The organism is Nonomuraea sp. CA-218870 (assembly GCF_050936535.1).
Classification (GTDB): domain Bacteria; phylum Actinomycetota; class Actinomycetes; order Streptosporangiales; family Streptosporangiaceae; genus Nonomuraea; species Nonomuraea corallina.
Genome location: NZ_JBNJMN010000001.1, coordinates 2,066,021 through 2,089,719, shown reverse-complemented (window position 1 = coordinate 2,089,719; position 23,699 = coordinate 2,066,021). Strand labels below are relative to the sequence as shown.

At 70.3% G+C, this 23,699-nt stretch carries 26 protein-coding genes and 1 pseudogene; 14 read left to right on the top strand and 13 right to left on the bottom strand.

Annotation, left to right across the window (positions count from 1 at the left end):
* Nucleotides 1-99: 99 nt before the first annotated feature.
* From ACQEUU_RS10350 to ACQEUU_RS10325, 6 genes are all read left to right on the top strand, one after another.
* Nucleotides 100-777: a uracil-DNA glycosylase gene (locus ACQEUU_RS10350; protein ID WP_433063487.1), complete on the top strand. Its 678-nt coding sequence runs from the start codon at nucleotides 100-102 to the stop codon at nucleotides 775-777.
* Between the two features lie 9 nt (nucleotides 778-786).
* Entirely contained in the window at nucleotides 787-1,116 is a 330-nt protein-coding gene (locus tag ACQEUU_RS10345) for a hypothetical protein (RefSeq protein WP_433063484.1), read from the top strand.
* A 129-nt stretch (nucleotides 1,117-1,245) separates the two neighbouring features.
* Nucleotides 1,246-1,539: an MTH1187 family thiamine-binding protein gene (locus ACQEUU_RS10340; protein ID WP_433063482.1), complete on the top strand. Its 294-nt coding sequence runs from the start codon at nucleotides 1,246-1,248 to the stop codon at nucleotides 1,537-1,539.
* A 78-nt stretch (nucleotides 1,540-1,617) separates the two neighbouring features.
* Nucleotides 1,618-1,818 (top strand): FAD-dependent monooxygenase, encoded by a 201-nt coding sequence (locus ACQEUU_RS10335; RefSeq protein ID WP_433063479.1) that lies wholly within the window; start codon nucleotides 1,618-1,620, stop codon nucleotides 1,816-1,818.
* 31 nt (nucleotides 1,819-1,849) lie between these two features.
* A complete protein-coding gene (locus tag ACQEUU_RS10330) occupies nucleotides 1,850-2,098 on the top strand; it encodes a hypothetical protein (protein WP_433063476.1) in 249 nt (82 codons plus the stop codon).
* The gene (locus ACQEUU_RS10325) at nucleotides 2,065-2,295 is read left to right on the top strand and encodes a hypothetical protein (protein WP_433063473.1); all 231 of its coding nucleotides are present in this window, start codon (nucleotides 2,065-2,067) and stop codon (nucleotides 2,293-2,295) included. Before ACQEUU_RS10330 ends, ACQEUU_RS10325 begins: the two co-directional genes overlap by 34 nt.
* A 46-nt stretch (nucleotides 2,296-2,341) precedes the next feature.
* Here ACQEUU_RS10325 and ACQEUU_RS10320 read toward each other — a convergent pair whose 3' ends face one another.
* The 6 genes from ACQEUU_RS10320 to ACQEUU_RS10295 form a co-directional block, all read right to left on the bottom strand.
* Entirely contained in the window at nucleotides 2,342-3,280 is a 939-nt protein-coding gene (locus tag ACQEUU_RS10320; RefSeq protein ID WP_433063470.1) for a hypothetical protein, read from the bottom strand.
* 73 nt (nucleotides 3,281-3,353) lie between these two features.
* Nucleotides 3,354-4,250: a hypothetical protein gene (locus tag ACQEUU_RS10315; protein ID WP_433063468.1), complete on the bottom strand. Its 897-nt coding sequence runs from the start codon at nucleotides 4,248-4,250 to the stop codon at nucleotides 3,354-3,356.
* Between the two features lie 166 nt (nucleotides 4,251-4,416).
* On the bottom strand, nucleotides 4,417-6,117 hold the full coding sequence (gene treZ, locus ACQEUU_RS10310) for a malto-oligosyltrehalose trehalohydrolase (RefSeq protein ID WP_433063465.1): 1,701 nt from the start codon (nucleotides 6,115-6,117) through the stop codon (nucleotides 4,417-4,419).
* 1 nt (nucleotide 6,118) lies between these two features.
* Complete coding sequence (gene treY, locus ACQEUU_RS10305; RefSeq protein WP_433063462.1) at nucleotides 6,119-8,275, bottom strand: malto-oligosyltrehalose synthase; 2,157 nt, start codon at nucleotides 8,273-8,275, stop codon at nucleotides 6,119-6,121.
* Nucleotides 8,268-10,361, bottom strand: a complete 2,094-nt coding sequence (glgX, locus tag ACQEUU_RS10300) for a glycogen debranching protein GlgX (RefSeq protein WP_433063460.1) — start codon at nucleotides 10,359-10,361, stop codon at nucleotides 8,268-8,270. The genes treY and glgX overlap by 8 nt, the downstream gene beginning before the upstream one ends.
* A 190-nt stretch (nucleotides 10,362-10,551) precedes the next feature.
* Nucleotides 10,552-11,025, bottom strand: a complete 474-nt coding sequence (locus ACQEUU_RS10295; protein ID WP_433063457.1) for a hypothetical protein — start codon at nucleotides 11,023-11,025, stop codon at nucleotides 10,552-10,554.
* Between the two features lie 573 nt (nucleotides 11,026-11,598).
* On the opposite strand from ACQEUU_RS10295, the gene ACQEUU_RS10290 reads away from it, so the two are divergent.
* The 5 genes from ACQEUU_RS10290 to ACQEUU_RS10270 all read left to right on the top strand — a co-directional run bounded on the left by ACQEUU_RS10290 (nucleotide 11,599) and on the right by ACQEUU_RS10270 (nucleotide 14,496).
* The gene (locus ACQEUU_RS10290) at nucleotides 11,599-12,447 is read left to right on the top strand and encodes a helix-turn-helix domain-containing protein (protein WP_433063454.1); all 849 of its coding nucleotides are present in this window, start codon (nucleotides 11,599-11,601) and stop codon (nucleotides 12,445-12,447) included.
* A gap of 395 nt (nucleotides 12,448-12,842) precedes the next feature.
* Complete coding sequence (locus ACQEUU_RS10285) at nucleotides 12,843-13,034, top strand: DUF397 domain-containing protein (protein ID WP_433063451.1); 192 nt, start codon at nucleotides 12,843-12,845, stop codon at nucleotides 13,032-13,034.
* Nucleotides 13,035-13,178: 144 nt separating this feature from the next.
* On the top strand, nucleotides 13,179-13,349 hold the full coding sequence (locus tag ACQEUU_RS10280) for a DUF397 domain-containing protein (RefSeq protein ID WP_433063448.1): 171 nt from the start codon (nucleotides 13,179-13,181) through the stop codon (nucleotides 13,347-13,349).
* A gap of 43 nt (nucleotides 13,350-13,392) precedes the next feature.
* Nucleotides 13,393-13,821 carry a large conductance mechanosensitive channel protein MscL gene (mscL, locus tag ACQEUU_RS10275; RefSeq protein WP_433063445.1) on the top strand — a complete coding sequence of 143 codons (429 nt, stop codon included), beginning with the start codon at nucleotides 13,393-13,395 and terminating at the stop codon, nucleotides 13,819-13,821.
* Nucleotides 13,822-13,917: 96 nt separating this feature from the next.
* Complete coding sequence (locus tag ACQEUU_RS10270) at nucleotides 13,918-14,496, top strand: hypothetical protein (RefSeq protein WP_433063442.1); 579 nt, start codon at nucleotides 13,918-13,920, stop codon at nucleotides 14,494-14,496.
* 3 nt (nucleotides 14,497-14,499) lie between these two features.
* Here the strand turns inward: ACQEUU_RS10270 and ACQEUU_RS10265 are convergent, their stop codons facing one another.
* Together ACQEUU_RS10265 and ACQEUU_RS10260 are read right to left on the bottom strand one after the other, a co-directional pair.
* A complete protein-coding gene (locus ACQEUU_RS10265; protein WP_433063439.1) occupies nucleotides 14,500-15,051 on the bottom strand; it encodes a phosphatase PAP2 family protein in 552 nt (183 codons plus the stop codon).
* A gap of 84 nt (nucleotides 15,052-15,135) precedes the next feature.
* Nucleotides 15,136-15,444, bottom strand: coding sequence for a hypothetical protein (locus tag ACQEUU_RS10260; RefSeq protein ID WP_433063437.1), 309 nt, complete (start codon nucleotides 15,442-15,444; stop codon nucleotides 15,136-15,138).
* A gap of 77 nt (nucleotides 15,445-15,521) precedes the next feature.
* On the opposite strand from ACQEUU_RS10260, the gene ACQEUU_RS10255 reads away from it, so the two are divergent.
* A complete protein-coding gene (locus tag ACQEUU_RS10255; RefSeq protein ID WP_433063434.1) occupies nucleotides 15,522-16,316 on the top strand; it encodes a universal stress protein in 795 nt (264 codons plus the stop codon).
* On the opposite strand, the gene ACQEUU_RS10250 is transcribed toward ACQEUU_RS10255, so the two are convergent.
* Both ACQEUU_RS10250 and ACQEUU_RS10245 read right to left on the bottom strand, forming a co-directional pair.
* Nucleotides 16,288-17,421: a glycosyltransferase gene (locus ACQEUU_RS10250; RefSeq protein WP_433063431.1), complete on the bottom strand. Its 1,134-nt coding sequence runs from the start codon at nucleotides 17,419-17,421 to the stop codon at nucleotides 16,288-16,290. The genes ACQEUU_RS10255 and ACQEUU_RS10250 overlap by 29 nt on opposite strands.
* Nucleotides 17,418-18,392, bottom strand: a complete 975-nt coding sequence (locus ACQEUU_RS10245; protein WP_433063428.1) for a glucosyl-3-phosphoglycerate synthase — start codon at nucleotides 18,390-18,392, stop codon at nucleotides 17,418-17,420. The genes ACQEUU_RS10250 and ACQEUU_RS10245 overlap by 4 nt, the downstream gene beginning before the upstream one ends.
* Nucleotides 18,393-18,442: 50 nt before the next feature.
* Between ACQEUU_RS10245 and ACQEUU_RS10240 the strand changes: the two genes are divergently transcribed.
* On the top strand, nucleotides 18,443-19,447 hold the full coding sequence (locus ACQEUU_RS10240) for a Gfo/Idh/MocA family protein (protein ID WP_433063425.1): 1,005 nt from the start codon (nucleotides 18,443-18,445) through the stop codon (nucleotides 19,445-19,447).
* Entirely contained in the window at nucleotides 19,440-20,552 is a 1,113-nt protein-coding gene (locus ACQEUU_RS10235; protein ID WP_433063423.1) for a zinc-binding dehydrogenase, read from the top strand. The genes ACQEUU_RS10240 and ACQEUU_RS10235 overlap by 8 nt, the downstream gene beginning before the upstream one ends.
* Nucleotides 20,553-20,561: 9 nt before the next feature.
* On the opposite strand, the pseudogene ACQEUU_RS10230 reads toward ACQEUU_RS10235, so the two are convergent.
* The 3 genes and pseudogenes from ACQEUU_RS10230 to ACQEUU_RS10220 form a co-directional block, all read right to left on the bottom strand.
* Nucleotides 20,562-21,740 (bottom strand): annotated as a pseudogene (locus tag ACQEUU_RS10230) (MGH1-like glycoside hydrolase domain-containing protein); the annotation flags it as partial.
* Nucleotides 21,737-22,522, bottom strand: a complete 786-nt coding sequence (locus ACQEUU_RS10225) for a sugar phosphate isomerase/epimerase family protein (protein WP_433063420.1) — start codon at nucleotides 22,520-22,522, stop codon at nucleotides 21,737-21,739. The pseudogene ACQEUU_RS10230 and the gene ACQEUU_RS10225, both read right to left, overlap by 4 nt.
* Complete coding sequence (locus tag ACQEUU_RS10220; RefSeq protein WP_433063418.1) at nucleotides 22,519-23,553, bottom strand: zinc-binding dehydrogenase; 1,035 nt, start codon at nucleotides 23,551-23,553, stop codon at nucleotides 22,519-22,521. The genes ACQEUU_RS10225 and ACQEUU_RS10220 overlap by 4 nt, the downstream gene beginning before the upstream one ends.
* Nucleotides 23,554-23,699 lie beyond the last annotated feature (146 nt).

Sequence of the window (23,699 nt, the reverse complement as noted above, 5' to 3'; positions counted from 1 at the left end):
GCGCCCGTATCCCGCGGGGGCACGGGCGCCCGCTCCTTGGTGATCATTTCTCCGGGTTCCGTACGCATCGCCCGCCAGACCTGGCTAAGCTCATCGCCCATGGCCGGACGTCCACTGAACGAAGTCGTCGAAGCCGGATGGGCTCGCGCGCTGGAGCCCGTGGCAGAGCGCATCGCCCACATGGGCGAGTTCCTCCGCAAGGAGATCGCCGAAGGCAGGCAGTACCTCCCCTCGGGGGGCAACGTGCTGCGCGCCTTCAACCAGCCCTTCGACGACGTCAGGGTGCTGATCGTGGGGCAGGATCCGTACCCCACGGTGGGGCACCCCGTGGGGCTGTCGTTCTCCGTCGCCCCCGACGTGCGGCCGCTGCCCGGCAGCCTGATCAACATCTTCAAGGAGATGGAGTCCGACCTGGGGCTGCCCCGGCCGGCCAACGGCGATCTCACCCCCTGGGCCGACCAGGGCGTGCTGCTGCTCAACAGGGTGCTGACCGTGATGCCGGGCAAGCCCGCCTCCCACCGCGGCAAGGGCTGGGAAGAGGTCACCGAGCAGGCCATCCGGGCCCTGGTCGAGCGCGGCAAGCCGATGGTCGCGATCCTGTGGGGGCGCGACGCGCGCAACCTCGCGCCCATGCTGGGGTCGGTGCCGCGGGTCGAGTCCGCCCACCCCTCCCCGCTGTCGGCGCGCAACGGCTTCTTCGGCTCCCGGCCGTTCAGCCGGGCGAACGAACTGCTCGTCCAGCAAGGCGCGGCCCCCGTGGAGTGGAAGCTGCCCTAGGCTCGTCGCATGAGTGACGCACAGAAGTTCCTACGACTCACGGTCGAGCTGACGGTCGAAGTGCTCGACGTGGACGCCCTTCAGGCGGCGGCCCTGGCGGAGATCCGCCACCCCGAGGCCGAGCTGACCGACGAGGAGCGCAACGAGCAGGCCGAGCTGGTCAAGTCCGACGAGACCGGGGCCTCCGCCCTGCAGTGGCTGATCGAGCCCGAGCACGTGCTGCAGCTCGTCGACCACATCGACGAGATCGAGCCGCGCGAGGCGATGCTCGGCGTGGAGCCGTCCGAGGGCCCGGCCGAGGACGAGGAAGAGTCGGAGGACGAGCACCTCCACATGTGACCGTCCGGCCGGCCACCCGTCGAAGGTGGGCAGCCGGGGACGCGGCGCGCGAGGCGCGGGCCGCCCCGGCCGGAGCCGACCGGCACCGGCCGGCGGGCGCTCACCGGGGATTACTCAGAAGGACACGTCGTGATCGTCGCATTCTCCATCACCCCGCTGGGCGTCGGCGAAGGAGTCGCCGAGCCCGTCGCCCGCGCCGTCAAGGTGGTGCGCGAGAGCGGGCTGCCGAACCGCACCGACGCCATGTTCACCACCGTCGAGGGCGAGTGGGACGAGGTGATGGACGTGGTCAAGCGGGCCGTGGACGCGGTGGCCGAGGTCGCGCCTCGTGTGGGTCTCGTCCTCAAGGCCGACCTGCGCCCCGGCGTCACGGACGGCATGACGAGCAAGGTCGAGTCGCTGGAACAGCACTTGGATCGATAAACGCGATATGTCTTGGCCCCTCCCAAGACGCGTCATATCGTGGCCAACGCGATATTACTCGTCCCTTGGGAGGCAGTCATGTCGTACCACCGCGTCCCGGTTCTGGTCGTGGGCGGCGGATACGCCGGCCTGAGCGCGGCCATGCTCCTGGCCTGGCGGGACATCCCCGTCCTGCTCGCCGAACGACGGCCCGGCACCTCGGTCCAGCCCAAGGCCTTCGGGGTTGACATCGGGCCGTCGAGTTACTCCGTACGGTCCCGGGCATCGAACAGGAACTGACCGACGTCTGGGCGGGCATCGGCGACACCTGGTGATCACCGGGCAGGCGGGGCCGGACTTCCTCGACACCTACGACGCCGAGCGGCGCCCCATCGGGGTCATGACCGCGGACGCCCCGCTGGCCGACCTCGGCCTGCGCATGCCGCCGGCCGCGCGCGACGGCTATCCCGAGCCGCTCGACGACCCGATGGGCGCCGTCCTCGGCGCCCGCTACCACTCCACGGCGGTCATCGAGGGCGCCTCGGGGTGGAGCTGTCGCACATCGTGGTCGACGAGCTGACGGACGTCACGGGTCAGCGGCGGGCGCGGTACGGCGTGGGCGCGGGGGGCGCGGTGCTGATCCGCCCGGACGGCTACATCGCCTGGCGCGCCACCGGCCCCGCCCCCACCCGGCCGCCACCCTGGAGTCCGCCCTCCGCCACATCCTCAGCCGCTGACAGAACCCGCCCCACCCAGCGTGAGTCGGCCGGCGTGTGAGCCGACCGGGTGTGAGCCGACCGGAGGGAGCCCCCTGGAGTGGTGGTCAGGTGGAGAGGAGTTGTTCGCGCTCGGTGGTGAGGTCGGTGAGGCGCTGGGCCAGGTCGGCCTGGCGCTGGGCGAGCGTCCGGAGCGAGTCGTCGATCCAGGCGGACATCTCGGCCACGGCGGTGCGGGTCCGGGCGATGCGCTGGTGCTTGAGCGCGTCGGTGATGATGTTGTCGAAGAAGACGTCGGCGAACCAGCGGGTGTCGACCTCCGGCATCTTCGGGTCGGCGGCCCAGCCGAGGTCCGCCAGCTCCCTGGAGAACGTGTCGAGCGCCTGCTGGGCCTGCCACGTGGCCTGGTCGGCGCCGACGAGGTGCTGGTGCTCGACGGCGTCGGCGAACATGCCGCCGCCCAGCATGTCCCAGGTCGAGGCCCCGCGGGCGGTTTCGAGCAGCGTCAGCACCTGCCGGACCCACTGCGCGGCCGCCATGCCCGCCTGCACCGCCTCCTCGTGCTCACGCAGGTCGGCCCGCGTGTCGGCCAACCGGCCGGACAGCTCCATCAGGCATCGCCCCCGCTCGTCGCCGCGCTCGACGAGCAGCCGTTCCTTCTCCGTCAGCAGCCGCTGGTAGTCGTCGGGCGCGCCCGCCTGGGCGGCGAGGTCCCGTTCCGTCGTGGCGAGGTCGGCGGTGAGGGCCTCCAGCCTCGCGCGCTGCCCGTCGAGGCGCTCGCCGGCGAGGGCCGCCTCGGCGCGCTCCTTGGCGAGCCGTTCGTCCCTGGACCCGGCGAGCCTGGCCAGGAGCCCGGGCAGGCCGCCCTCCAGGCGCTCGACGTCGCGCCGTTCCTCGGCCAGTTTCTGCTCCAGCCGGGTCACGAGGTCGGTGACCTCGCGGATCTGCCGCCCCAGCGTGGTCCGCTGAGCCGCCAGGTGGTCGAACCAGCGGACGCGCTCGCGGGTCTCTCTCAGCCTGTCGTCGAGGTCTTCGAAAGGGTCCACGTCAGTCCTACGAACGACCGCCGCCTGACGTTCCCCGCCCGGCCCGTCCAGGGGCGCGAAAAGGAGCCGGGGCTCAGGCCGCCGTGGGGGTGAGGCCGGTGCGGACCGGGGTCTGGGTGGCGCAGAGCCAGTCGTTGAGCGAGCCGGTGAACCCCGACGGCGGCCCGACCTGGAGGCAGGCTGCGGGACCTGGCCCGGTGGCGGGCCTGACTCTCAGGCGTCTGATGCTGCCCCGTCCTGGTGAGGGGGCGGGCGCGCACGGGGTGAGGCGGACGCCGAGCGGGCCGGGAGGAAGGGGGAGGTGGTCGTCGATGGCCCGGCGGCGGGCGCCGGGATGGGCGGAGGCGAACGCGAGGTGGCCGGCGACCAGGCGGGCGGCCACCGTGCGCAGGAGGTTGGCGGCGCACAGGGTGTGGGCGCAGGCCGCGCCGTCGAGGGTGACCTCCGGCAGGCCGAAGCGGCGCAGGCCCCGGGAGGTGATCGTGAGGCCGTCGCAGGCGGCGGTGCCGGCCGGGTCCCACGGCGGGCAGGTGGCGTCGTCGTGGACCCGGACGTCCCAGCCGAGCCACCCGTCGGTCAGGTCGAAGGCGGCGGGCTCCGGATGGCGGGCGGGCAGGACGCCGCCGGTCAGGGGGTCGAACAGCAGGCCCTCGTACGTCCGGGCGAGGGCGCGGGCGGCGGCCCTGGCGGCCTGGGCGGCGGCGGGGGACGCGTGCGGCGGGGCGGTCGAGGAGACGGCGAGGTGCTGTCCGGAGCGGCGCAGCAGGCGGCGCTCGTCGGGGGTGAGCGGGATGGCGCCGGGTTTCCACGGGGTGGGATGGCGGGTCAGCCGCAGGCGGGGCGTGCCGAGCGCGGCCAGGGCGGCCCGGCTGTGTGGGCCGGTCAGCCGCCAGGGCGTGACGGGGGCGACGGTGAGCGTGACGATGAACAGGGACGTGAGGGCCGCGGGCAGCGGCAGGACGATCTTCATGAGGGCCTCCGGTGGTCGGGGCCTCAGGATCGGCGACGAGGGGCGGGACCCGTCGAGGCGAACACCGTTCTGGGGATGACCGGCCCGGAGGTGAGCGCCTGTGGACGGCCATCAGATCGTGCGGGCGCTCCGGAGCGGGGCCAGGAGGACGGCCGGCCCGCGGGCGTCAGCCCGAAGGGCGGTGGATGACCAGGGACTGGCCGGGGAGCCGGGTCCCCTTCTCGTCGCCCGTCACCGGATCGTCCGAAGCCAGCAGCACCCTGCCCCGCGCCACCGGCACCGTGACCGTGTCCGTGCCGAAGTTCACGCTCACGCAGACCCCGCCCCGCCGCATGACCAGCCACTCCCCGCCCGGATCGGCCTCCACCCGGACCCGGTCCAGGCGCGGGTCCGTCAGCTCGGGCAGCGCCCTGCGCAGCGCGATCAGGTCGCGGTACCAGCACAGCAGCGACCAGTGCGCCTCCTCCTTCAGCTCCTGCCAGTCGAGCTTGCTGCGCAGGAACGTCTCCTCGGCGGACGGGTCCGGCGCCTCCCACGTGTAGCCGAAGCCGTCGAACTCCTTCTTCCTGCGCCCGCCCTCGCTCTCCCGCAGGTGCGGCTCCACGTGATCGGAGAAGAACAGGAACGGCGTGCCCGCCCCCCACTCCTCCCCCATGAACAGCATCGGCGTGAACGGCGAGGTCAGCAGCAGCCCGGCGCCCAGCTTGAGCGCCGGCATCGGCAGCCGGTCGCCCATCGGCCGGTTGCCGATCTGGTCGTGGTTCTGCAGGCAGGCGACCAGCCGGTGACCGGGGACGCCGGTGTAGGGCCTGCCGTGCGCCCGCCCGCGGAAGCTGGAGTGCCCGCCGTCGTGCAGGACCCCGCGCGTGAGCACCTTCACCAGCGCGGACAGACCGGCGAAGTCGGCGTAGTAGCCGTGGGTCTCGCCGCTCACCGCGGTGTGCAGGGCATGGTGTACGTCGTCGTTCCACTGGGCGGTCATGCCCAGGCCGCCCGCGTCCAGGGACCGGACCATGCGCGGGTCGTTCAGGTCGGACTCGGCGATCAGGGACAGCGGCCGGCCGACGGCGCACGACAGCGCGTCCACCTCCTCGGCGAGCTCGGCCAGCAGGTGGGTGGCGCGCTTGTCGTGCAGCGCGTGCACGGCGTCCAGGCGCAGCCCGTCGATGTGGTAGTCGCGCAGCCACTGCAGCGCGTTCTCGACGAAGTAGCGGCGCACCACGTCCGAGCCGGGCCCGTCCAGGTTGACCGCCTCGCCCCAGTAGCTGCCCTCGAAACCGCCGAAGTACGGGCCGAACGGGTGCAGGAAGTTGCCCGAGGGCCCCAGGTGGTTGTAGACCACGTCGAGGATGACGCCGATGCCCGCCCGGTGGCAGGCGTCGACGAAGGTCTTGAGCCCGTCGGGGCCGCCGTACGTCTCGTTCACCGCGTACAGGTCGACCCCGTCGTACCCCCAGTTGCGCGCGCCGGGCACCGGCGCGACCGGCATGACTTCCACGAAGTCGACGCACAGCTCGACCAGGTGGTCCAGCCGGCCGGCGGCGGCCTGGAACGTCCCCTCGGGGGTGAAGGTGCCGATGTGCAGCTCGTAGATCACGGCGCCGCGCAGGTCGCGGCCCTTCCACTCGTGGTCGGCCCAGGTGTAGCGGGCGTGGTCGTACACGGCGCTCGGCCCGAAGACGCCCTCGGGCTGGCGGCGGGAGCGCGGGTCGGGGTAGGGGCCGTCGCCGTCGAGCACGTACGCGTAGCGGGTGCCGTGAGCGGCGTCCGGCACGTCCAGCGACCACCAGCCGTCCGCCCCCGCGGTCAGCGGGCTGCGCCGGCCCAGGGTCTCGACCTCGACGGCCGTGGCGTTGGGTGCCCACACGTCAAAGATCATTTCGCTCCAGCAGTGCGACGGGGAGGGAACCGAGCAGGTGGGCCAGCGGAACGCGCCCGGTGTGCAGGCCGCCGCCGAGCAGGTCGCGCCAGGTGCCCGGCGGCAGCGCCAGCGTGGTGCCGCCCCAGCCGCCGCGCCGCTCCAGGCGGACCGGCAGGCGGGTGGCGACGGCGACGGCCCGCGCGCCGACGCCGGTCCCGGTGGGGTCGGCGCCGCCGCGGGCGAACGCGATCACGTGCGCCGCCGCCTCGCCCTCGGCGCGCAGCGGCGTGTACGGTGCGGCGGGGCCGAGGCGGCGGCGCAGCCGCAGGGCCTGCGTGGTGACCCGGAGCTTGGCGGCGTCCCAGTCGGAGGCGGGCACGCGCGGGTACGCGACGGGCCGCCGGTTGTCGGGGTCGACCAGGGAGAAGTCGGTGGTCTCGTTGCCCTGGTAGACGTCGGGCACGCCGGGCATCATGAGCTGGACGATCTTCGCCCCGAGCGAGTTCGCCATCGCGTAGCGGTCGATCCGCTCGGTGAAGTCGCCGATCGGCAGCCGCACGGCGGCCTCGGCGAACGCGCGCAGGCCCTGCTCGTAGTCCGCGTCGGGGCGTACCCACGAGATGGCGGTCTTGGCCTCGCGGGCCGCCTTCAGCAGGTAGTCGGTGAACCGGTCGGCGGAGATCGGCCAGGCGGCCATGAGGTTCTGCCAGGCCAGGTAGTCGAGCCGCGCGTCGAAGGCGACCTGGGCCGACCACTCGGACACCGCCTTCTCCCACTCCTCCGGCAGCTCCGACAGCACCGAGAGCCGGGCGCGAACGTCCTCCGAACGCTTGGTGTCATGGGTGGACAGCGTGGTCATGGTGTGCGGGAGCATGGCCGCGCAGTAGGCGTGGAACTCCTCGACCGCCACGCCGAAGTGGTCCGGCTCCCACCCGACCTCGTTCAGGCTCGACAGCGGGAACCAGCGGTAGAGCGCGGTGTCCTCCACGCCCTTGGCCATGACGGGACCGCAGGTCTGCTGGAAGCGGGTGATCACCTCGGGCGGCCCGTACAGGACCTGCTCGACGAGCGGGCGGACGGCCGGGGAGCAGGTCGCGGCCGCCGCCTCGATGATCTCGACCGACATGGCGGGCGGCGGCTCGCCCGGCACCACGTAGGCGCGGTAGACCGGCATGGCGGCGAGCAGCTCGGCGACGGCCGCGGGGTCGCAGGAGGCGGCGCGGGCCAGCCGGTTCACCTCCGCGCCGAAGAACAGCTCGATGACCTCCTGTTTGGCCAGGGTCATGACCTGCCGGTAGTCGGCGGGCTCGCCGGTCAACCGGGTGAACAGCTCGACCAGCGGCCGTTCGCCCTCGGGGTCGACGAACAGGCCGGTGACGCGGTTGAGCGTCTCGTAGCCGGTGGTGCCGTCACACGCCCAGGCGCCGGGCAGCCGCTCCTCGCCGATGAGGATCTTCTCCACGATGGTCCAGATCCCGCCGGTCCTGGTGCGCAGCCGTTCCAGGTAGCCGCGCGGGTCGGCGAGGCCGTCGGGGTGGTCGACGCGCAGCCCGTCGGCCAGTCCCTCGCCCAGCAGCCAGAAGATCACCTCGTGGGTGGCGGAGAACACCTCGGGGTCCTCGACCCGCAGCCCGATCAGGGTGGACACGTCGAAGAAGCGCCGGTAGCCGGGGCCCTGCCGCCAGTCGACCAGCCGGTAGTGGCCCGGGTACGGGAACTCGTGCTCGTGGTAGCGCAGCACGTCGCCGTCGACGACCGGCTCGGTGTCGTCGCCGAGCACCGGCAGCGCGACCTTGCCGTCCTCCCATTCCAGGTCGAACCAGCGCGCGTACGGCGAGTCCGGCCCGTCCTTCAGCACCGACCAGAACGGGGCGTTCCGCGTGTTCATGTGGTTGGGCACGAGGTCGAGCACGATGCCGAGATCGTGCGCGGCGAGCTGCCCGGCCATCTCGCGGAAGCCCTTCGCGCCGCCGAACTCCTCGCGGATCCTGGAGTGGTCGGTCACGTCGTAGCCGTGCAGGGAGCCGGGCGTCGCCTGCAGGATCGGTGACAGGTAGACGTGGCTGACGCCGAGGTCGCGCAGGTAGCCGGCGATCTCCGCGACCTGGGCGAAGCCGAAGTCGGGGGTCAGCTGCAGCCGGTAGGTCGAGATGGGCCTAGACACGGCGCAGCACCCGCACGCTCCTCCCGGGCACGGCCACGTCCTCCCCCGCCCGGCACACCCGCACATCCAGTTTGATCGGCATCGCGGTGTCAATCTCGGTATGCCACATATCGCCGTAATCCTTGGGGATCGTGAAGCGGATCGTGTCGTGGTGCGCGTTGAACAGCAACAGGAACGAGTCGTCCGTGATCGGCCGGCCACGCCGGTCGGGCTCGGTGATGGCGTCGCCGTTGAGGAAGACGGCCAGAGACTTGGCGTAGCCGACGTTCCAGTCGCTGTCGGTCATCTCCTCACCCGACGGGGTGAGCCAGGCGATGTCGCTGAGCCCCCGTACCGGCTTGCCGTAGAAGAACCGCCTGCGCCGGAACACCGGGTGCTTCTTGCGCAGCGCCGCCAGGCTCTGGGTGAACTCCAGCAGCAGCCAGTTCTCCCGCACATCCGACCAGTCGACCCAGGTCAGCTCGTTGTCCTGGCAGTAGCCGTTGTTGTTGCCCTTCTGGGTCCGGCCCAGCTCGTCGCCGTGGGACAGCATCGGCACGCCCTGCGACAGGAACAGCGTGGTGAGGAAGTTGCGCTTCTGCTGCTCGCGCAGGGACTCGATGGCCCAGCCCGCCGGGCCCTCCTCGCCGCAGTTCCAGGACCGGTTGTCGTCGGTGCCGTCGCGGTTGCCCTCCTTGTTCGCCTCGTTGTGCTTGTGGTCGTACGAGACGAGGTCCTGGAGGGTGAAGCCGTCGTGGCAGGTGACGAAGTTGATCGAGGCGGCCGGGCGGCGGGTGTCGGCCTGGTACAGGTCGCTCGACCCGGTGAAGCGGGAGGCGAACTCCGGCATCGTGGCCGGCTGGCCGCGCCACAGGTCGCGGATGGTGTCGCGGTAACGGCCGTTCCACTCGGTCCAGCGCGACGGGAAGTTGCCCACCTGGTAGCCGCCCGGCCCGACGTCCCACGGCTCGGCGATGAGCTTGACCTGCGACAGCACCGGGTCCTGCTGCACCAGGTCGAAGAACGCGCTCAGCCGGTCGACCTCGTGCAGCTCCCTGGCCAGCGTCGAGGCCAGGTCGAAGCGGAACCCGTCGACGTGCATCTCGATGACCCAGTAGCGGAGCGAATCCATGATCATCTGAAGCACGTGCGGCGACCGCATGAGCAGGCTGTTGCCGGTGCCGGTGGTGTCCATGTAGTAACGCGGGTCGTCGTCCACCAGCCGGTAGTAGTTGGGGTTGTCGATCCCCCGGAACCCCAGCGTCGGCCCCAGATGGTTGCCCTCGGCCGTGTGGTTGTAGACCACGTCCAGGATGACCTCGATGCCGGCCTCGTGCAGCGCCTTCACCATGGCCTTGAACTCCAGCACCTGCTGCCCCCGCTGCCCGGTGCTCGAATACCGGTTGTGCGGGGCGAAGAAGCCGACCGAGTTGTAGCCCCAGTAGTTCGACAGCCCGCGCTCCTCCAGGATGTGATCGGTGACGTACTGGTGGACCGGCATCAACTCCAGCGCCGTCACCCCCAGCTTCGTCAGATGATCGGTGATCACCGGATGGCCGAGCGCGGCATAGGTGCCGCGGATCCGCTCGGGGATCTTCGGATGGCTGATGGTCAGCCCCCGCACGTGCGCCTCATAGATCACGGTGTCGTGGTACGGGGTCGCCGGCGGCCGGTCATGACCCCAGCCGAAGAACGGGTTGATCACGATCGAACGCGGCACGTACGGAGCCGAGTCCAGGTCGTTGCGGCTGTCGGGCTGCCCGAACCGGTAACCGTACGCCGCCTCGTGCCACGTCACCTCACCCTCGATCGCCATCGCGTACGGATCGAGCAGCAGCTTGTTCGGGTTGCAGCGCAACCCCTGCGCCGGGTCGTACGGGCCGTGCACGCGATAGCCGTAACGCTGGCCGGGGCCGATCCCCGGAAGATAGCCGTGCCAGATGAAGCCGTCGACCTCGGTGAGCTTCACCCGCTCCTCGCGGTTGTCCTCGTCGAACAGGCACAGCTCCACGGCGTCGGCGACCTCCGTGTAGAGCGAGAAGTTCGTGCCTGCGCCGTCGTAGGTCGCCCCGAGCGGGTAGGGATCTCCAGGCCAAATTTCGATCATCGAGGCGTCCTCCCGGTCCCTCCCATATTCGGTTTCCCCCGCCCTACCGGACAAGTCCGGTCTCGTTACCCGCTGACGCGACCCAGTACCTTCCCCGCGTTCCGCTTCGATCACCTCATCGGGGAAAGCGGTGGACCGCCTCCGACGACGCGGCATCGGAGACGGCCCACGACCTACCGGCGCACCCGGATCACGGCGTGCCCCGCGCGGAGAACCGGCCGGCCTGGCAGCCGGCCTGTGCGTGACCGACCCTGATCACCTCCAGCAGCACCCAGTGCGGCTTGCGCGGATGCGGCCACACCAGCACGTCCACGGCCCAGCACGCTCCCGCGATCCTGCGCCGGCCCCGCTCCAGGTCGTCGGCCGTGATCCCGGCCCGGCACCACACCCAGACCCGCTCCCCGAACGGCGCCGGCGCGCACCAGAGCACGGCGGGCGTCTTCCCGCGCCGGTTCACCAGGTACGCCTCGACGAATCCGACCCGGATCCGGTGCGCGGTCACCACGCACCGGATCCGCCCCCACACCTCCGACCGCGCGGGCGGCCAGAGGGCGACCACCACGAGCACCGTCGCGATGGCGATCAACGCCGGCCCGGTGGCCACCACCGCCGCGTACGCCAGGAATCCGGCGAGGCCGATCTCATACCTCCATCGCCAGAGCACAACTAGAGGGTGTGGGCGAAGGACGGGAACGGTCAGTCGATGCAGTGTGTCGAAAATGCTCAAGGTCTCTCTCCTGACCCGAAGCAGTCCAGACACGCACCGCGGGGGGTGACCCCGGTGCCGCGACAGGTGCCGCACGTGATCAGCGCATGCCCTACGGTTCTGCTGTAGACCCTGATCAGCGGGGCTGGGCTCCGCACTCGCCAGCCCGCCGCTCTTGCGCGCCCATCGAAGCGGCGGCAGATCCATCGATCAAGGAAGCGGAGAAGCAGAAAGCCGAATCCAGTTCGGACATCTTTGTCGTTGATCGTGTTAATCCGATCCATGGTGTGAGTCCTTGGGGCACGACTGATTTGTGCCATTGCTACATGCATATGGCAAATGCCGCTAGGCTTTGCCAGTGACTGTTGCCTTACTCATTTGCCCCTAGCCACTTCTGTGGGTACAACAGGCGTAAGCGTCACCCCACCCGAGGGCCGTTATGAGCTGCGCACCCCCCAGCCCTGCAAACCACACCCGATCGCCCAAGACAGCGGAGAGCACCGCGGTCCACAGGCAAGCGGACGGAGACAGATGACCAGTCCGACACTCCGTCAACGCCAACTCGCCCGACGCCTGCGAGATCTACGCCAGGAGGCAGGCCTGAGCATCGCCCAGGTGGCGGAGCACCTTCTCTGCTCTCCGGCGAAGATCAGCCGGATCGAGACCGGTCAGCGGCGGGCCAGTCTTCGCGACGTCCGCGACCTCGGCCAGCTCTACGGCATCCAGAATGCGAACGAACTCATGGAGCTTGCCCGCGACGCCAGACAACAGGGCTGGTGGCACCAGGGTGAGGGCATCGACATCGGACCACTGATCGACCTTGAGAACGAAGCGAAAGCCATCACCGAGTACGAGACGACAACGATCCCCGGCCTCATGCAGACCGAGGACTACGCCAGGGCCGTCATTCGGGGATTCTTCCCCGACAAGGACGCGACGCTCGTGGAGCGGCAGGTAGAGGTGCGCATGCGGCGCCAGGAACTACTCCGGCGGCCGCAACCTCCACGCTACTGGGTGCTGCTGGATGAGTCCTCCCTCCACCGGCACATCGGCGGAGCCAAGGTCATGAAGAGACAGCTGGAGCAACTGGCCCAGTTCGCCGAGCTGCCGCAGGTGACCATCCAGGTCGTGCCCTTCGAAGTGGGAGCGCACATGGGGTTCGACAGCGCCTTCATGCTCCTGGAGTTTGACCGGAATGTCGATATCGCGGACATGGTGTTCATGGAAACGAGGGCGGGTCACATCTTCGAGGAGAAACCCAACCAAGTCAGCCGCTTCAGGGATGTAATAGATCACCTTCGCGCAGACGCGCTCAGCCCTGTCGCCTCCCTCAAGATGATCCTCATGCGGCGCGACCACTTCGCCGGCAAGGAAATATGAGAATCCCTATCTGGCAATTGCCTCAGGCACGTACCATGTAAGGCAAGCGGCTACAAACGTCATGTTTGACGTTCAAAGCCACCTGCAGCATGCCTTGATTTAGCTCCAGCCAGCCAGCTCCACCCAGCGTCGCAGCCGGGCAGGGAGTCTTTAGCCGTGCAAAAAACCAGGACGCCTTGACATTGCATAATCGCGCCGCTTCAGCAACAACAGGAGCCGCGCAGAAGTGGGAGCCCCTTCCGGGCTGCGACATCGCGATCCAAAACATCAATCCGCCTAACCACACGATCTTCCTTTTACATCAGGAATATGCGGCTTTCGTGGAGAAGCAGCCAGGAAAGGTGATCAAGACAATAGGTCGAGCGGCTTCCCGCTTTGACCAGGAGAGGCACGACATGACTTCGCTTCCCCCGCCGGAGATCACCTGGAAGGTGTCCTCCCGCTGCAACAACGGCAGCTGCGTCGCCGTGGCGCCGTTGCCCGACGGCCGCATCGCCGTCCGCGACACCAAGCAAGCAGACGGGCCCATGCTGAGGTTCTCCGGGGACGAGTGGCACGCCTTCATCGGGCAACTCAAGCACAGCTGAACCAGCCGTCACAGAAGGGCAGGCCACGCAATGGCGGCCCGCCCTTCTGTCTTACGTGAACACATTTCGGGGTATGGCTGAGGGCGACGTCTGCAGACAACTTCTGAGAGGTACCGCATGGGTCCCCTCCAAGGTCTCCCCGAAATGACCTGGCACTCGTGCAACAACGGGCATTGCGTCCAAGTAGCACAACTCGGCGACACAGTCCTCATCCGCGACAGCAAGGATGCTGAAGGCGCGAAACTCTCGTTCGACCGCACGGAGTGGGAAAGCTTCCGCGACGCGATCAAGGAGGGCCGGTTCGACGCCGTCTGAGGCGCAGGTTTGACCCTGGCGTGACCGGCTACATACCCCCGCTATGGGTGGGTTCAAGAGTTTCCTGCTGCGCGGCAACATCGTCGAGCTGGCCGTGGCCGTCATCGTCGGCGCCACCTTCAGCGGGCTGGTGCAGGCCCTGGTCCGAGACCTCATCACGCCGCTGATCGGCGCCATCACCGGAGGGCGTCAACCGGACTTCGCCGAGTACTCGTTCACCGTCAACGGCAGCGAGTTCAAGTACGGCGACTTCCTCAACCATCTGATCACCTTCATGATCATCGCGGCGGTGGTCTACTGGCTGGTCGTGATGCCGATGACGCGGCTCATCAAGATGTTCGACCGTGACAAGGCCGCCACCACGAAGGAGTGCCCGGAGTGCATCGGGGAGATCCCGATCGAGGCGCGCCGGTGCATGCACTGCACGGTCGAGCTGGTGCCCGAGACGGAGAAACCCGCCACCACCGGGTAGGGACGCCACGCGGGCGAGCGGCGGTCAGGGCGCGGTTTCGGCGTTGTTCCAGTTCGTACCCGCTCATGTGCGGCCTTGGTCCGACAAGATGGACGGGTGAGCGTTGAGTTGATGGTGTGGGACGAGCCCGTGCCCGTCTCCAGGGACCAGGCGCGGGCCACCTACCTGGAGGTCCGGAAGGGCGAGCCCGCCCGGGGGGACCTGCCGGAGGTCGCCAAGGAGCTGCCGGGCGCGGTCACCGCCTTCGGCGACCGCGTCCTGGTGACGATGGACCTGGAGACCATGGACGAGATGTCGGCGCAGGTCTTCGAGGTGGCGCGGACGCACGGGCTCGTGTGTTACGACCCGCAGCGCGATCTGGTGCACAACGTGGCGCCGCTCGGGGTCTACCAGGGCATGCAGCTCCACACCGGCGACGGGCTCGTCGTCCGCGATCCCGACCTGGGGCTGGTGCACGACGTGCTGGGCACCATGTCGCCGCAGAACCCGTTCGTGACGCTGGTGACCTTCGGCCACCACTTCATCCAGGTCTCCCCCGGCTACGAGCTGGAGTACAAGGAGGGCGCGATGGTGCGCGCCGAGGTGGCGGAGCTGGAGGAGGTGCGGCGCGCCTTCCACGAGTACGCGACGGGCGAGCGGGGCTTCCTCGGCCGTCATTCCTGGTCGGACGCCTGACGCTCACCCCGCGGCCGTCAGGCGTCCGCGGACCAGCCGGACGACCGGGGTGACGGCGCCGACCATCAGCAGCGTCAGCAGCGGCGCCAGCGTGATGCCCAGCACGAACCCGCCCAGGACGTCATGCGGGTAGTGCACGCCGACGAACACCCTGGAGAACGCCATCACGGCGGCGAGCGGCACCACCACCCAGCCCAGCGCGCGCCAGGCCAGCATGAGCGTGCCCGCCGCGCCGGCGGCGATCACCGCGTGGTTGCTGGGGAACGACCAGTCGTCCAGCGGCGGGCAGGCGGCGATCGTCCGGACGCCGCCCCGGCACGGCCGGTCCTCCCTGACGATCAGCTTCAGCACCTCACTGGTCACGTACGCGCCGACGATCCCGGCCGGCCCGGCGATGGCGATGGCCAGGTCGCGCGGGGGCGCATGGCGGGCCCGCCACCAGCACACGACGAACAGCGCCGCGAAGATGAACAGCCCTGCGTCGGTGCCCACCTCGGCAAGGGTGTGCAGCCAGGCGGGCGTGGTGAGTGCGAAGTCGACGATGTCGCGGTACACGCGTGTCCCATCCGTTCAAACAGCTGATGGACACGACTTTACGAGCATGGCGACCATGAGCGCGTCAGCCGAAAGAAGGAGGGTTCAGGCGGCGCCGAGGAAGCGCCTGGCCAGCGCGAGCCGGGTCTGCTCCAGCTCGCCTTCCGTGATCAGACCGCGATCGAAGGACTCGGCCGCGGCGTCGCGCTCGGCGAGGTAGCAGGCGGCCATGATCTCGCTGCGGAGCGGCGTGAAACCGCGCTCGACGCATTCGGTGAACATCCGGGCCTTGGGCTCGAGCTTGTCGCGGGCGACGGTGCAGGCCAGATCCTGGGCCTTGAGCTGCGCGACGGCGTCACGGAGGGTGACCATCCCGGACGAGCCGACGAACTTGGTGTCAAGAGTGATCTTCAATTCCTTTCGCCTCCGTTTTGGTACAACGCTTGGCAACGGGGGCGTATTCCCAGCTCGCAGCGGGTAAAGAGGCAGTCGTGATCGGAGAGCACGTGATCGTCGGCTACACCCACGACGCGGGCGGGCGGGAGGCGCTGGCCCTCGGCGCGGCCATCACCAGGGTCACCGGCGGTGAGCTCACGGTGGCCTCGATCTATGCGCCCGGCAGTCCCGGTGAGTCGGTCCAGGCCCAGGCCTACCTGGCGGAGGCGGGCGTGGCTCTGGAGAACGTCCCCTCGGAGTACATGGCGTTCGAGAGCCGGGGCGCCGGTCGCGGGCTCGGGGTGCTGGCCAGCCGGATCAGGGCCGATCTGATCGTCGTCGGGTCGGCGGGCGGCGGTCAGCACGGCCGCATCGCGCTCGGCAGCACCGCCGCCCATCTGCTCCACCTGTCGCCGGAGGCGGTGATGGTCGCGCCGTCCGGCTACGCGCCGGTCGGCCGGTCGTCCAGGCTCACGCTCGCGTACGTGCACCGGCCGCAGTGCGACGAGGCGGTGGGGCGGGTGGCCCAGGCGGCGCTGCGCCTGGGCGTGCCGCTCCGGCTGCTCACTTTCGACCTGCGCACCGACGACCCGGAGCGCATCCGCGACGATCTGGCGCTGGCGGTGCGGCTGGCCTGGGAGACCACGGGGATCGAGGCGGAGGCGGAGGTGGCCGAGGGGCACGACGTGGCGGCCGCGATGGAGACCGCCACGTGGCTGCCGGGCGAGCTGCTGGTCTGCGCGGCCAGCGAGGACGCCCAGCCGCACCGCGTCTTCATCGGCGAGCTGGCGATGAAGATGCTGCGCGCCTCCTCGGTCCCGGTCACCGTGCTGCCACGGGGCTTCTCCTGATCGCTCGCTCGTACAGCTCCAGATACTGCTCGGCCATGACGGCGGGTGAGAAGCGGCGGGCGGCCTCGCGGCGGCACTCGTCCGGGTCGATCTCGTCCGCGCGGAGGATCCACTCGGCGAGTTCCTCCTCGGTGTCGGCGAGGAAGCCGGTGCGGCCGTGGTCGATGATCTCCGGCAGGCAGCCGCGGCGCAGGCCGATGGGCGGCACCCCCAGGGCGAGGGCCTCGACGACGGCGGTGCCGCCCGGTTCGTCCCACTGGATGGGGAACAACGCCGCGCGGGCCGAGGCGTAGAGCCTGTCGCGCTCCTCGCCGCCGACCGAGCCGATCCAGGTCGCGCGTTCGCCGTCGAGGTAGGGGGAGACGTGGTCGAGTTGGTAACGCACGTCCGGGTGCCCGAAGAGGGGGTGGGACGGATCCTCGGCTACGGACTCCAGCTCGGCGGGGGTGGACAGGCCGCTGACCGGGCCGGCCAGGGTCAGCGGCAGGCCGAGTTTCTGGCAGATGCGGGCGGCGATGTGCTGGCCCTTGAGCCCGCAGACACGGCCCATGACGATGAGGTGCTCACCGCGCTCGACCCGCAGGCCGGTGCCCGCCAGGGGGGTGGCCAGGTGGACGGCGCCGAGCGCCGACCGGCGCAGCGCTTCGGGGGCGCGGGCGAGCTGGGAGTGGGAGACGCCGTTGACAGCGATCTTGTTCGGGAAGGAGTCGTAGAAGGCCGCGTGCTTGCGCAGGTCCCAGTGCAGGGTGTGCAGGACGGGCGGGCCGTCCAGGGCGGCCAGCACGCCGGGGCCGACGACTTCCAGGTGGTCGTGGACGAGGTCGATGTCGTCGCGGCGGCGCAGTTCCTCGGCCACGCGCGCCTGGTGGGCGTGGGCGATGCCCATGACCTGGTTGTACGGCTTCTGCAGGTGCGGGAACTGGCCGTCGTCGTAGACGCTGATCAGCTCGTCCACCTCGATCGTGCTCGTCCCGACCGAGGCGAGCACCACGCGCACGCCGCGTGAGCGCAGTTCGGGGATCAGGGTGGCCACGACGTTCTCGATGCCGCCGTAGCCGGGGGGCGGCACCGGGAGCCAGGGGCCGGAGTTCAGCAGGATCTTCATGCCACGTCCTCCTCTAGGACCAGAGAGGCCAGGGGGGGCCGCTCCGCCACGGCCACGTCCACCAGGTCCGCCTGCCCGTCCAGACCGAACTGCAGCAAGGTGTGGGCGGGCGACTCGGAGGAGACCAGGCGTCCCTGGTTCTCCAGGCGGGACCAGGCGGTGAGCATGATCTGCCCGGCCATCCGGCCGAGCGCCGGCACCGACTGGTGGGTGTGGGTGCGGACGCCCAGGTCGACCTGGGCCATCGCGTCGAGGCCGACGAGCTGCAGGAGGTCCACGAGCAGCCCGAACTCGACGCCGTACTCGGTGACGAAGGGGACCTGTTCCAGCACTTCGCGGCGGGCCGCGTACTCGCCGCCGAGGGGCTGGGCGAAGCCGGACAGTTCCGGCCAGAACATGTTGAGCAGGGGCCGGGCCACGAGTTCGGTCACGCGCCCGCCGCCGCCGCGGCGGGCCACCCCGTCTGCGCCCGTGTAGGGCCGTTCGTAGGCGCCCTTGACGAACTGGATATCACGGTCCACCAGCAGCGGCCCGAGCAGTCCCGAGACGAAGTGCGAGCCGAAGTCGCGCAGGTCGGCGTCGATGAACACGACGACGTCCCCGGTGGTGGCGGCCAGTCCCTTCCACAGGGCCTCGCCCTTCCCGGTCATGGGCGGCAGGTGGGAGAGAACCTCCTGCTGCGCCACCACCCGGGCGCCGGCGGCGGCCGCCCTGGCGGCGGTCGCGTCGGTGGACAGGGAGTCGACCACGACGATCTCGTCCACGAGCGGTGTCCGCTCCACCAGCTCACGGCGGATCTCGGTGACGATGTCGCCCACTGTCGACTCCTCGTTCCGAGCCGGCAGCACCACGCTCACCGTGGTGGTTCCCTTGGCTAGCAGGAGAGCGTCGACCGGCCATTCGGCGGCCGTGCTGGAGTGGGGTCCATACCATTCACGGACCCTGGCCAAGGTCCCCAAGTCTTTTTCCATGCAGTCAACCCCGATCTTTGGAGGTCAGGTCGGCGACATCTGCCCCCTTGATGACTCTTCGAACATGTTTGTTTGTTTTGCGACTCTCGTGGGATAGGCCGGGTATGTCTCCCGCTATCCGTGTGGGCATCGTAGGGGCAGGCAATGTCGCCGCCCGTCATGCCGACGTCCTATCAGGTTTCCCCGATGTAACGATCGCTGGGATCGCCGATACCGATCCTCATAGAGCCGAGGCGCTGGCCTCGAAGCACCGCTCCACCGCCTATGGCAACCATGCCGATCTGCTGAGCGCCGGCGATCTGGATGCTGTGTACGTGTGCGTGCCTCCCTTCGCGCACGGTAACCCGGAACATGACATCTTGTCGTGCAATCTGCCGATTTTTGTGGAGAAGCCGCTCTCCCTGGACCTGGCCACCGCGGAGTCGATCGCCGACGAGATCGACCGGCGCGGGCTGCCGTCGGCGGTCGGTCACCACTGGCGCTACCTCGACATCCTCGACCGCGCCCGGGACCTGCTGGCCGGCCGGCCGGTGCGGCTGGCCCTGGGCCACTGGCTGGACAAGGTGCCGCCGGTCGCCTGGTGGCTGAAGCCCGACATGTCCGGCGGACAGACGGTCGAGCAGGCCGTCCACGTGCTGGACCTGGCACGGCTGCTCGTGGGCGAGGTGACCATGGTGCACGCGGTGCCCGCCGTCAACACGGTCGACGGCGAGGTGGACCGGGCCACCGCCGCCGTCATGAGCTTCGCCGACGGCGCCGCCGGTCTGCTGGCCACCTGCAGCCTGCTGGACCGCAAGCACCGGGCCGGGCTGGAGGTGCACGCGGAGGGCATCGCGCTGGAACTGAGCGAGACCGAGCTGGTCGTCGACGGCGGGGAACGGGTGCGGGAAGGGGAGCGGGCCAAGGTGGCCGTGGATCGCGCGTTCATCGACGCCGTCCAGGGTAAACAGGCCGACGTACGAGCCCCGTACCGGGAGGCGCTCAAGACCCACCGGCTGGCGCTCGCGCTGGCCCGGTCCGCACGCGAACGGAAGCCGGTGATGATCGATGCGTGAGGTCGCGACGGTGCTGAGCATCGAGGCGCCCGGCGAGGTGACCCTGGTCGAGGAGAAGCTCGGCGACGTGCCCGAGGGCGGCTTCCGGGTGGAGACCGTGCACAGCGGCGTGTCGGCCGGCACCGAGCTCACCTACGTCAAGGGCGACAACCCCTACCTGACCTCGACCTGGGACCGCGCCCTCGGCCTGTTCCTGGAGGGCGCCCCGTCGATCGCCTACCCGGTGCGCGGCATCGGTTACATGCAGGTCGGCCGGGTGGTCGAGACCCGCACCCGGGCGGTGGCCGAGGGCACGCTGGTGGCCATGACCTACGGGCACCGCAGCGGCTACGTCGCCGACCCGATGCGCGACCGGTTCGTGCCGCTGCCCGCCGACCTCGACCCGATGCTCGGCATCTACGTCGCCCACATGGGCCCCATCTGCGCCAACGGGCTGCTGCACGCCGCCGCCGACCTGTACGGCCCGGACGTGCACGACCTGGGCGACGGCGTGCGCGGGCGGCGGGTCGCGGTGGTCGGCGCGGGCGTGGTGGGCCTGCTGACCGCGTCGTTCGCGATGTCGTACGGGGCCGCGGAGGTGGTGGTCGTGGACGAGACCCCGTCCAGGCTGGCGGTCGCCGAGGCGCTGGGAGCCGACACGATGGCCGCGGACGCCGACCCGGCGGTCGAGCTGAAGCGGCGCTGGCGGCACGGCCCCGACGACCGCGGCGCCGACGTGGTCTTCCAGTGCCGCGGCCAGGCCAGGGCGCTGGCCCTGGCGCTGAAGCTGCTCCGGCCCCAGGGCGTGGCGGTCGACCTGGCCTTCTACACCGACGGCGCCCAGGAGGTGCGGCTGGGCGAGGAGTTCCACCACAACGGGCTGTCGCTGCGCTGCGCGCAGATCGGGAGGGTGCCGCGCGGCCTGGCGCACGCCTGGGACAGGGAGCGGCTCTCGCACGAGAGCATCGCCCTGCTCGCCGGGCGCGGGGAGCGGCTACGCCGGCACCTGATCACCGACGTGGTCGGGTTCGCGGATGGCCCCCGCCTGCTGACCCAGCTCGCGAGCCGTGAGCGGCACGCCCTTCAGGCCGTGCTCAGCCAGGACGTCCACGAGCAGGGCGGCTGACCAGCTGAAGTCGCCGCACCCGTGTCCCGCCAGGGTGAAGGGGTCGAAGTACTCGCGGAAGCCGGACCGGCCCACGGCGTTGACCATGCCGTTGGCGAGCCCGTCGGCCAGGTCGGCCCGCCGGTCCTTCAACCCCTGCCACACCAGCCAGGCCACGTTGATCCAGCTCGGCCCGCGCCAGTAACACGCCGGGTCGAACTCGGCGGCGGCCGGGGAGTAGCTCGGCAGCACGCCGTCCTTCAGCCCGAACAGGTCCAGCCCGGTGCCGATCAGCGCGTTGGCCACGTCGCGGGGCAGGCCGGGCAGGATGAGCGGGGTCAGGCCGGCCGCGCTGGAGGAGCGGACCAGGCAGCCGGTGAGGGCGTCGCGGGGGTGGAACAGCCCGTCCTGGTAGAGGTGCTCGACCATGGCGGCGGTGATCCGCTCGGCCTCCGCGCGGTGCGGCGCGGGGTCGCGGCCGAGCACCGCCGCGATCTCAGCCAGGGCCCACTCGGCGCTCCCGTACGCGGCGTTGAAGAGCGGGTCCTCGACCTGGAAGGCGCACGCCCGGCGGTAGCCGGTGTCGCGGTAGGCGCGGGCGAGCGCGATGTAGCGCTCGTAGTCGCGGTCGGTGGGCCGCTCGGAGGGGTCGATGTGGCGCAGGTCGCGGCGGCACACGCCGTCGGGCGTCGGCTCCACGGCGTTCAGCGGCAGGTCCCAGCTAGGGCTGTTGTCCATGCCGGATTCCCAGGGGTGCACGATCGAGACGAGCCCGTCGGGCCCGCGCCGCTGCGCGCGCAGGAACTCCTGCTGCGCCACCAGCCGGGGGTAGATCCGGGTGAGGAAGCCGGGGTCGGGCTCGGCCAGGTGGACCCGCCAGGCGGCCAGCGCGTGCACCGGCGGCTGCACGATGCCGGAGGTGGTCCAGCCGGACGGCGACCGCACCGCCCAGAACTCTGGGCCGGGGAAGTAGGCGCCCTCCGGCACCGAGGGGTTGAACACGATGTGCGGCACCCTGCCGTCACGCCACTGGGCGCCGAACAGGCTGAGCAGCTCCGTCCGGGCCCGCCGGGGCGACCAGCGGGCGTGGCCGATGGCGATGAAGGCGGAGTCCCAGCTCCACTGGTGGGGGTAGAGCGTGCGGGAGGGGACCGTGTAGCTGCCGTCCCAGTTGTCGATCAGGACGCGCAGCGCGTCGCGAAGGATCATAGGAACTTCCTGATGAAGGCTGCTGTCTGGGGGAGGACGATCTCGGGCTCGCCGCGCAGGCGGCATTCGAGCGCCAGGTAGCCGTCGTAGCCGACGGCGTCGAGGGCGGCCAGCTGGGCCGCCCAGTCGAGGTGACCGGTGCCGGGCTGGTTGCGGTTGGACTCGCTGATCTGCATGTGCGCGAGGTAGGGGGCGGCCTCCACCAGGGAACGGCAAGGGTCGTCCTCCTCGATGTTCATGTGGTACGTGTCGCCGACGACCCTGATCGCGTCCATCGCGCAGTACGAGACCGCCTCGCGCAGCGTGTTGACCATGTGGTTCTCGTACCGGTTGAGTGGCTCCAGCATGATCAGCACGCCGTTGCGCTGGGCGTGCTCGCCGAGGATGCCCAGCGCCTCGGCCAGCACCTCGCGGTCCTCACTGGCGTTGCGCGGCGGCGTGAACGGGGGCAGCCGGAGCGAGAACTGGCCCCAGGACGCCGGGGTCATGACGCCGATGCCGCCCAGCTCACCGATGACCGACAGCTGGGAGCGCAGCTGCTGGATGGCGTCCTTGCGCTTGGCCGGGTCGAAGTCGCCGATGAAGTGCGGCATGTCGACGCAGACGGTCGGCATGACGACGCCGTCGGCGAGCGCGCGCTTCAGCTCGGTGAGCCGGCCCGCGAAGTGGAAGTCGCCCTTGCCCCGCAGCTCGATGGCGTCGAACCCGGCCTCGACGGCGAACGCGAACTTCTCCTGCAGGGACCGGCCCGGCAGGAGCTGCTCCTGAGCGGCGAGCTTCACTGTGACTCCTCGAAGGTGAAGACGAGCTGGAGCACCTCGGACTGGTGCTTGTCGATCAGGTCGAAGGCCGCCGGCGCGTCGTCGACGGGCACGAGGTGGGTGACGAGGCAGCCGACGTCGAGCTCGCCCCGGTGGACGACCTCCATGAACGTGCGCTGGAGCCGCTCGACGTCCCAGCGGTGGGACAGCCAGGAGGCGACGCCGCCGATCTGGGAGGAGATGAGCTGGACCTGGTTGTGGTGGAACTCCTCGCCGAGCCGCAGCCCGATCCCGTCGCCCTGGTAGAAGCCGGCCGCGACTACCCGCCCTCCCCGGCGCACGGTGCGGATGGCCTCCTGCAGGCCGAGGTGGCTGCCGCTGAGCTCGATCGCGGTGTCGGCGCCCTCGATCCGCTTGCGGGTGAACTCGGCGACCGAGCCGGAGCGTACGTCGAACGTCTCGGCCGCGCCGTACTTCCTGGCCAGCTCCAGGCGGCCGGGGATCGCGTCGGCCGCCACCACGCGGGCGCCGCTGAGCACGGCCAGCCGGGTGGCGAGCAGGCCGATGACGCCCTGGCCGAAAATGGTGATCTGGTCACCGAGGTGGATGTCGGCGGCGTGCACCGCGTTGAGCGCGATGGCGCCGACCCGGGCGAAGACCGCGTGCAGCGGCGTCGCGTCGGGCGGCAGCACGTGGCCGGCCAGGAGGGAGGCCGGGACGACGGCCTCGGCCCGATGGCCCCAGATGCCCCAGACGACGCTGCCGACGGCGGGCTCGGCGACGTCGGGGGCCGCCTCCACCACCTCGCCGACCTCCTGGTAGCCCCATCCGGACAGGGGGTAGGCGTGCGTCCGGCCGTCGAGGAACAGGCGTCGCTCGGTGTCCCACTTGCGGTTGAGGTAGGGGTTGGTGCCGCGGTAGGCGGTGAGCTCGGTGCCCGCGGAGACGCCCGAGTACATCGTACGGACCCGCACACTGCCCGGGACGAGCTCGGCGGGCGGCTCCAGGCCGACGGCGACGCGGCCCGGTTCTTGGAAGGTGATGACGCGCATTACCATCACTTACGCTTATGAATCAAACAAAAGTCACGGGATTAGTTCGGCTCCGCACACCATAGTCATGCGCGGATCACTCGAAAGTCTACGACTTCCGTATGAGAAACTGGAGCAAAAAGGGGTTTCAGTCACCGATTTCTGGA

What these genes read in the sequence shown, in the direction of transcription:
- ACQEUU_RS10240 (WP_433063425.1), top strand. Translation starts at nt 18,443, where the DNA reads ATGACTCTTCGAACATGTTTGTTTGTTTTGCGACTCTCGTGGGATAGG.
- ACQEUU_RS10345 (WP_433063484.1), top strand. Translation starts at nt 787, where the DNA reads ATGAGTGACGCACAGAAGTTCCTACGACTCACGGTCGAGCTGACGGTC.
- ACQEUU_RS10245 (WP_433063428.1), bottom strand. Translation starts at nt 18,392, where the DNA reads ATGGAAAAAGACTTGGGGACCTTGGCCAGGGTCCGTGAATGGTATGGA.
- ACQEUU_RS10235 (WP_433063423.1), top strand. Translation starts at nt 19,440, where the DNA reads ATGCGTGAGGTCGCGACGGTGCTGAGCATCGAGGCGCCCGGCGAGGTG.
- ACQEUU_RS10250 (WP_433063431.1), bottom strand. Translation starts at nt 17,421, where the DNA reads ATGAAGATCCTGCTGAACTCCGGCCCCTGGCTCCCGGTGCCGCCCCCC.
- ACQEUU_RS10350 (WP_433063487.1), top strand. Translation starts at nt 100, where the DNA reads ATGGCCGGACGTCCACTGAACGAAGTCGTCGAAGCCGGATGGGCTCGC.
- ACQEUU_RS10285 (WP_433063451.1), top strand. Translation starts at nt 12,843, where the DNA reads ATGACTTCGCTTCCCCCGCCGGAGATCACCTGGAAGGTGTCCTCCCGC.
- ACQEUU_RS10315 (WP_433063468.1), bottom strand. Translation starts at nt 4,250, where the DNA reads ATGAAGATCGTCCTGCCGCTGCCCGCGGCCCTCACGTCCCTGTTCATC.
- ACQEUU_RS10220 (WP_433063418.1), bottom strand. Translation starts at nt 23,553, where the DNA reads ATGCGCGTCATCACCTTCCAAGAACCGGGCCGCGTCGCCGTCGGCCTG.
- glgX (WP_433063460.1), bottom strand. Translation starts at nt 10,361, where the DNA reads ATGATCGAAATTTGGCCTGGAGATCCCTACCCGCTCGGGGCGACCTAC.
- ACQEUU_RS10290 (WP_433063454.1), top strand. Translation starts at nt 11,599, where the DNA reads ATGACCAGTCCGACACTCCGTCAACGCCAACTCGCCCGACGCCTGCGA.
- ACQEUU_RS10335 (WP_433063479.1), top strand. Translation starts at nt 1,618, where the DNA reads ATGTCGTACCACCGCGTCCCGGTTCTGGTCGTGGGCGGCGGATACGCC.
- ACQEUU_RS10280 (WP_433063448.1), top strand. Translation starts at nt 13,179, where the DNA reads ATGACCTGGCACTCGTGCAACAACGGGCATTGCGTCCAAGTAGCACAA.
- mscL (WP_433063445.1), top strand. Translation starts at nt 13,393, where the DNA reads ATGGGTGGGTTCAAGAGTTTCCTGCTGCGCGGCAACATCGTCGAGCTG.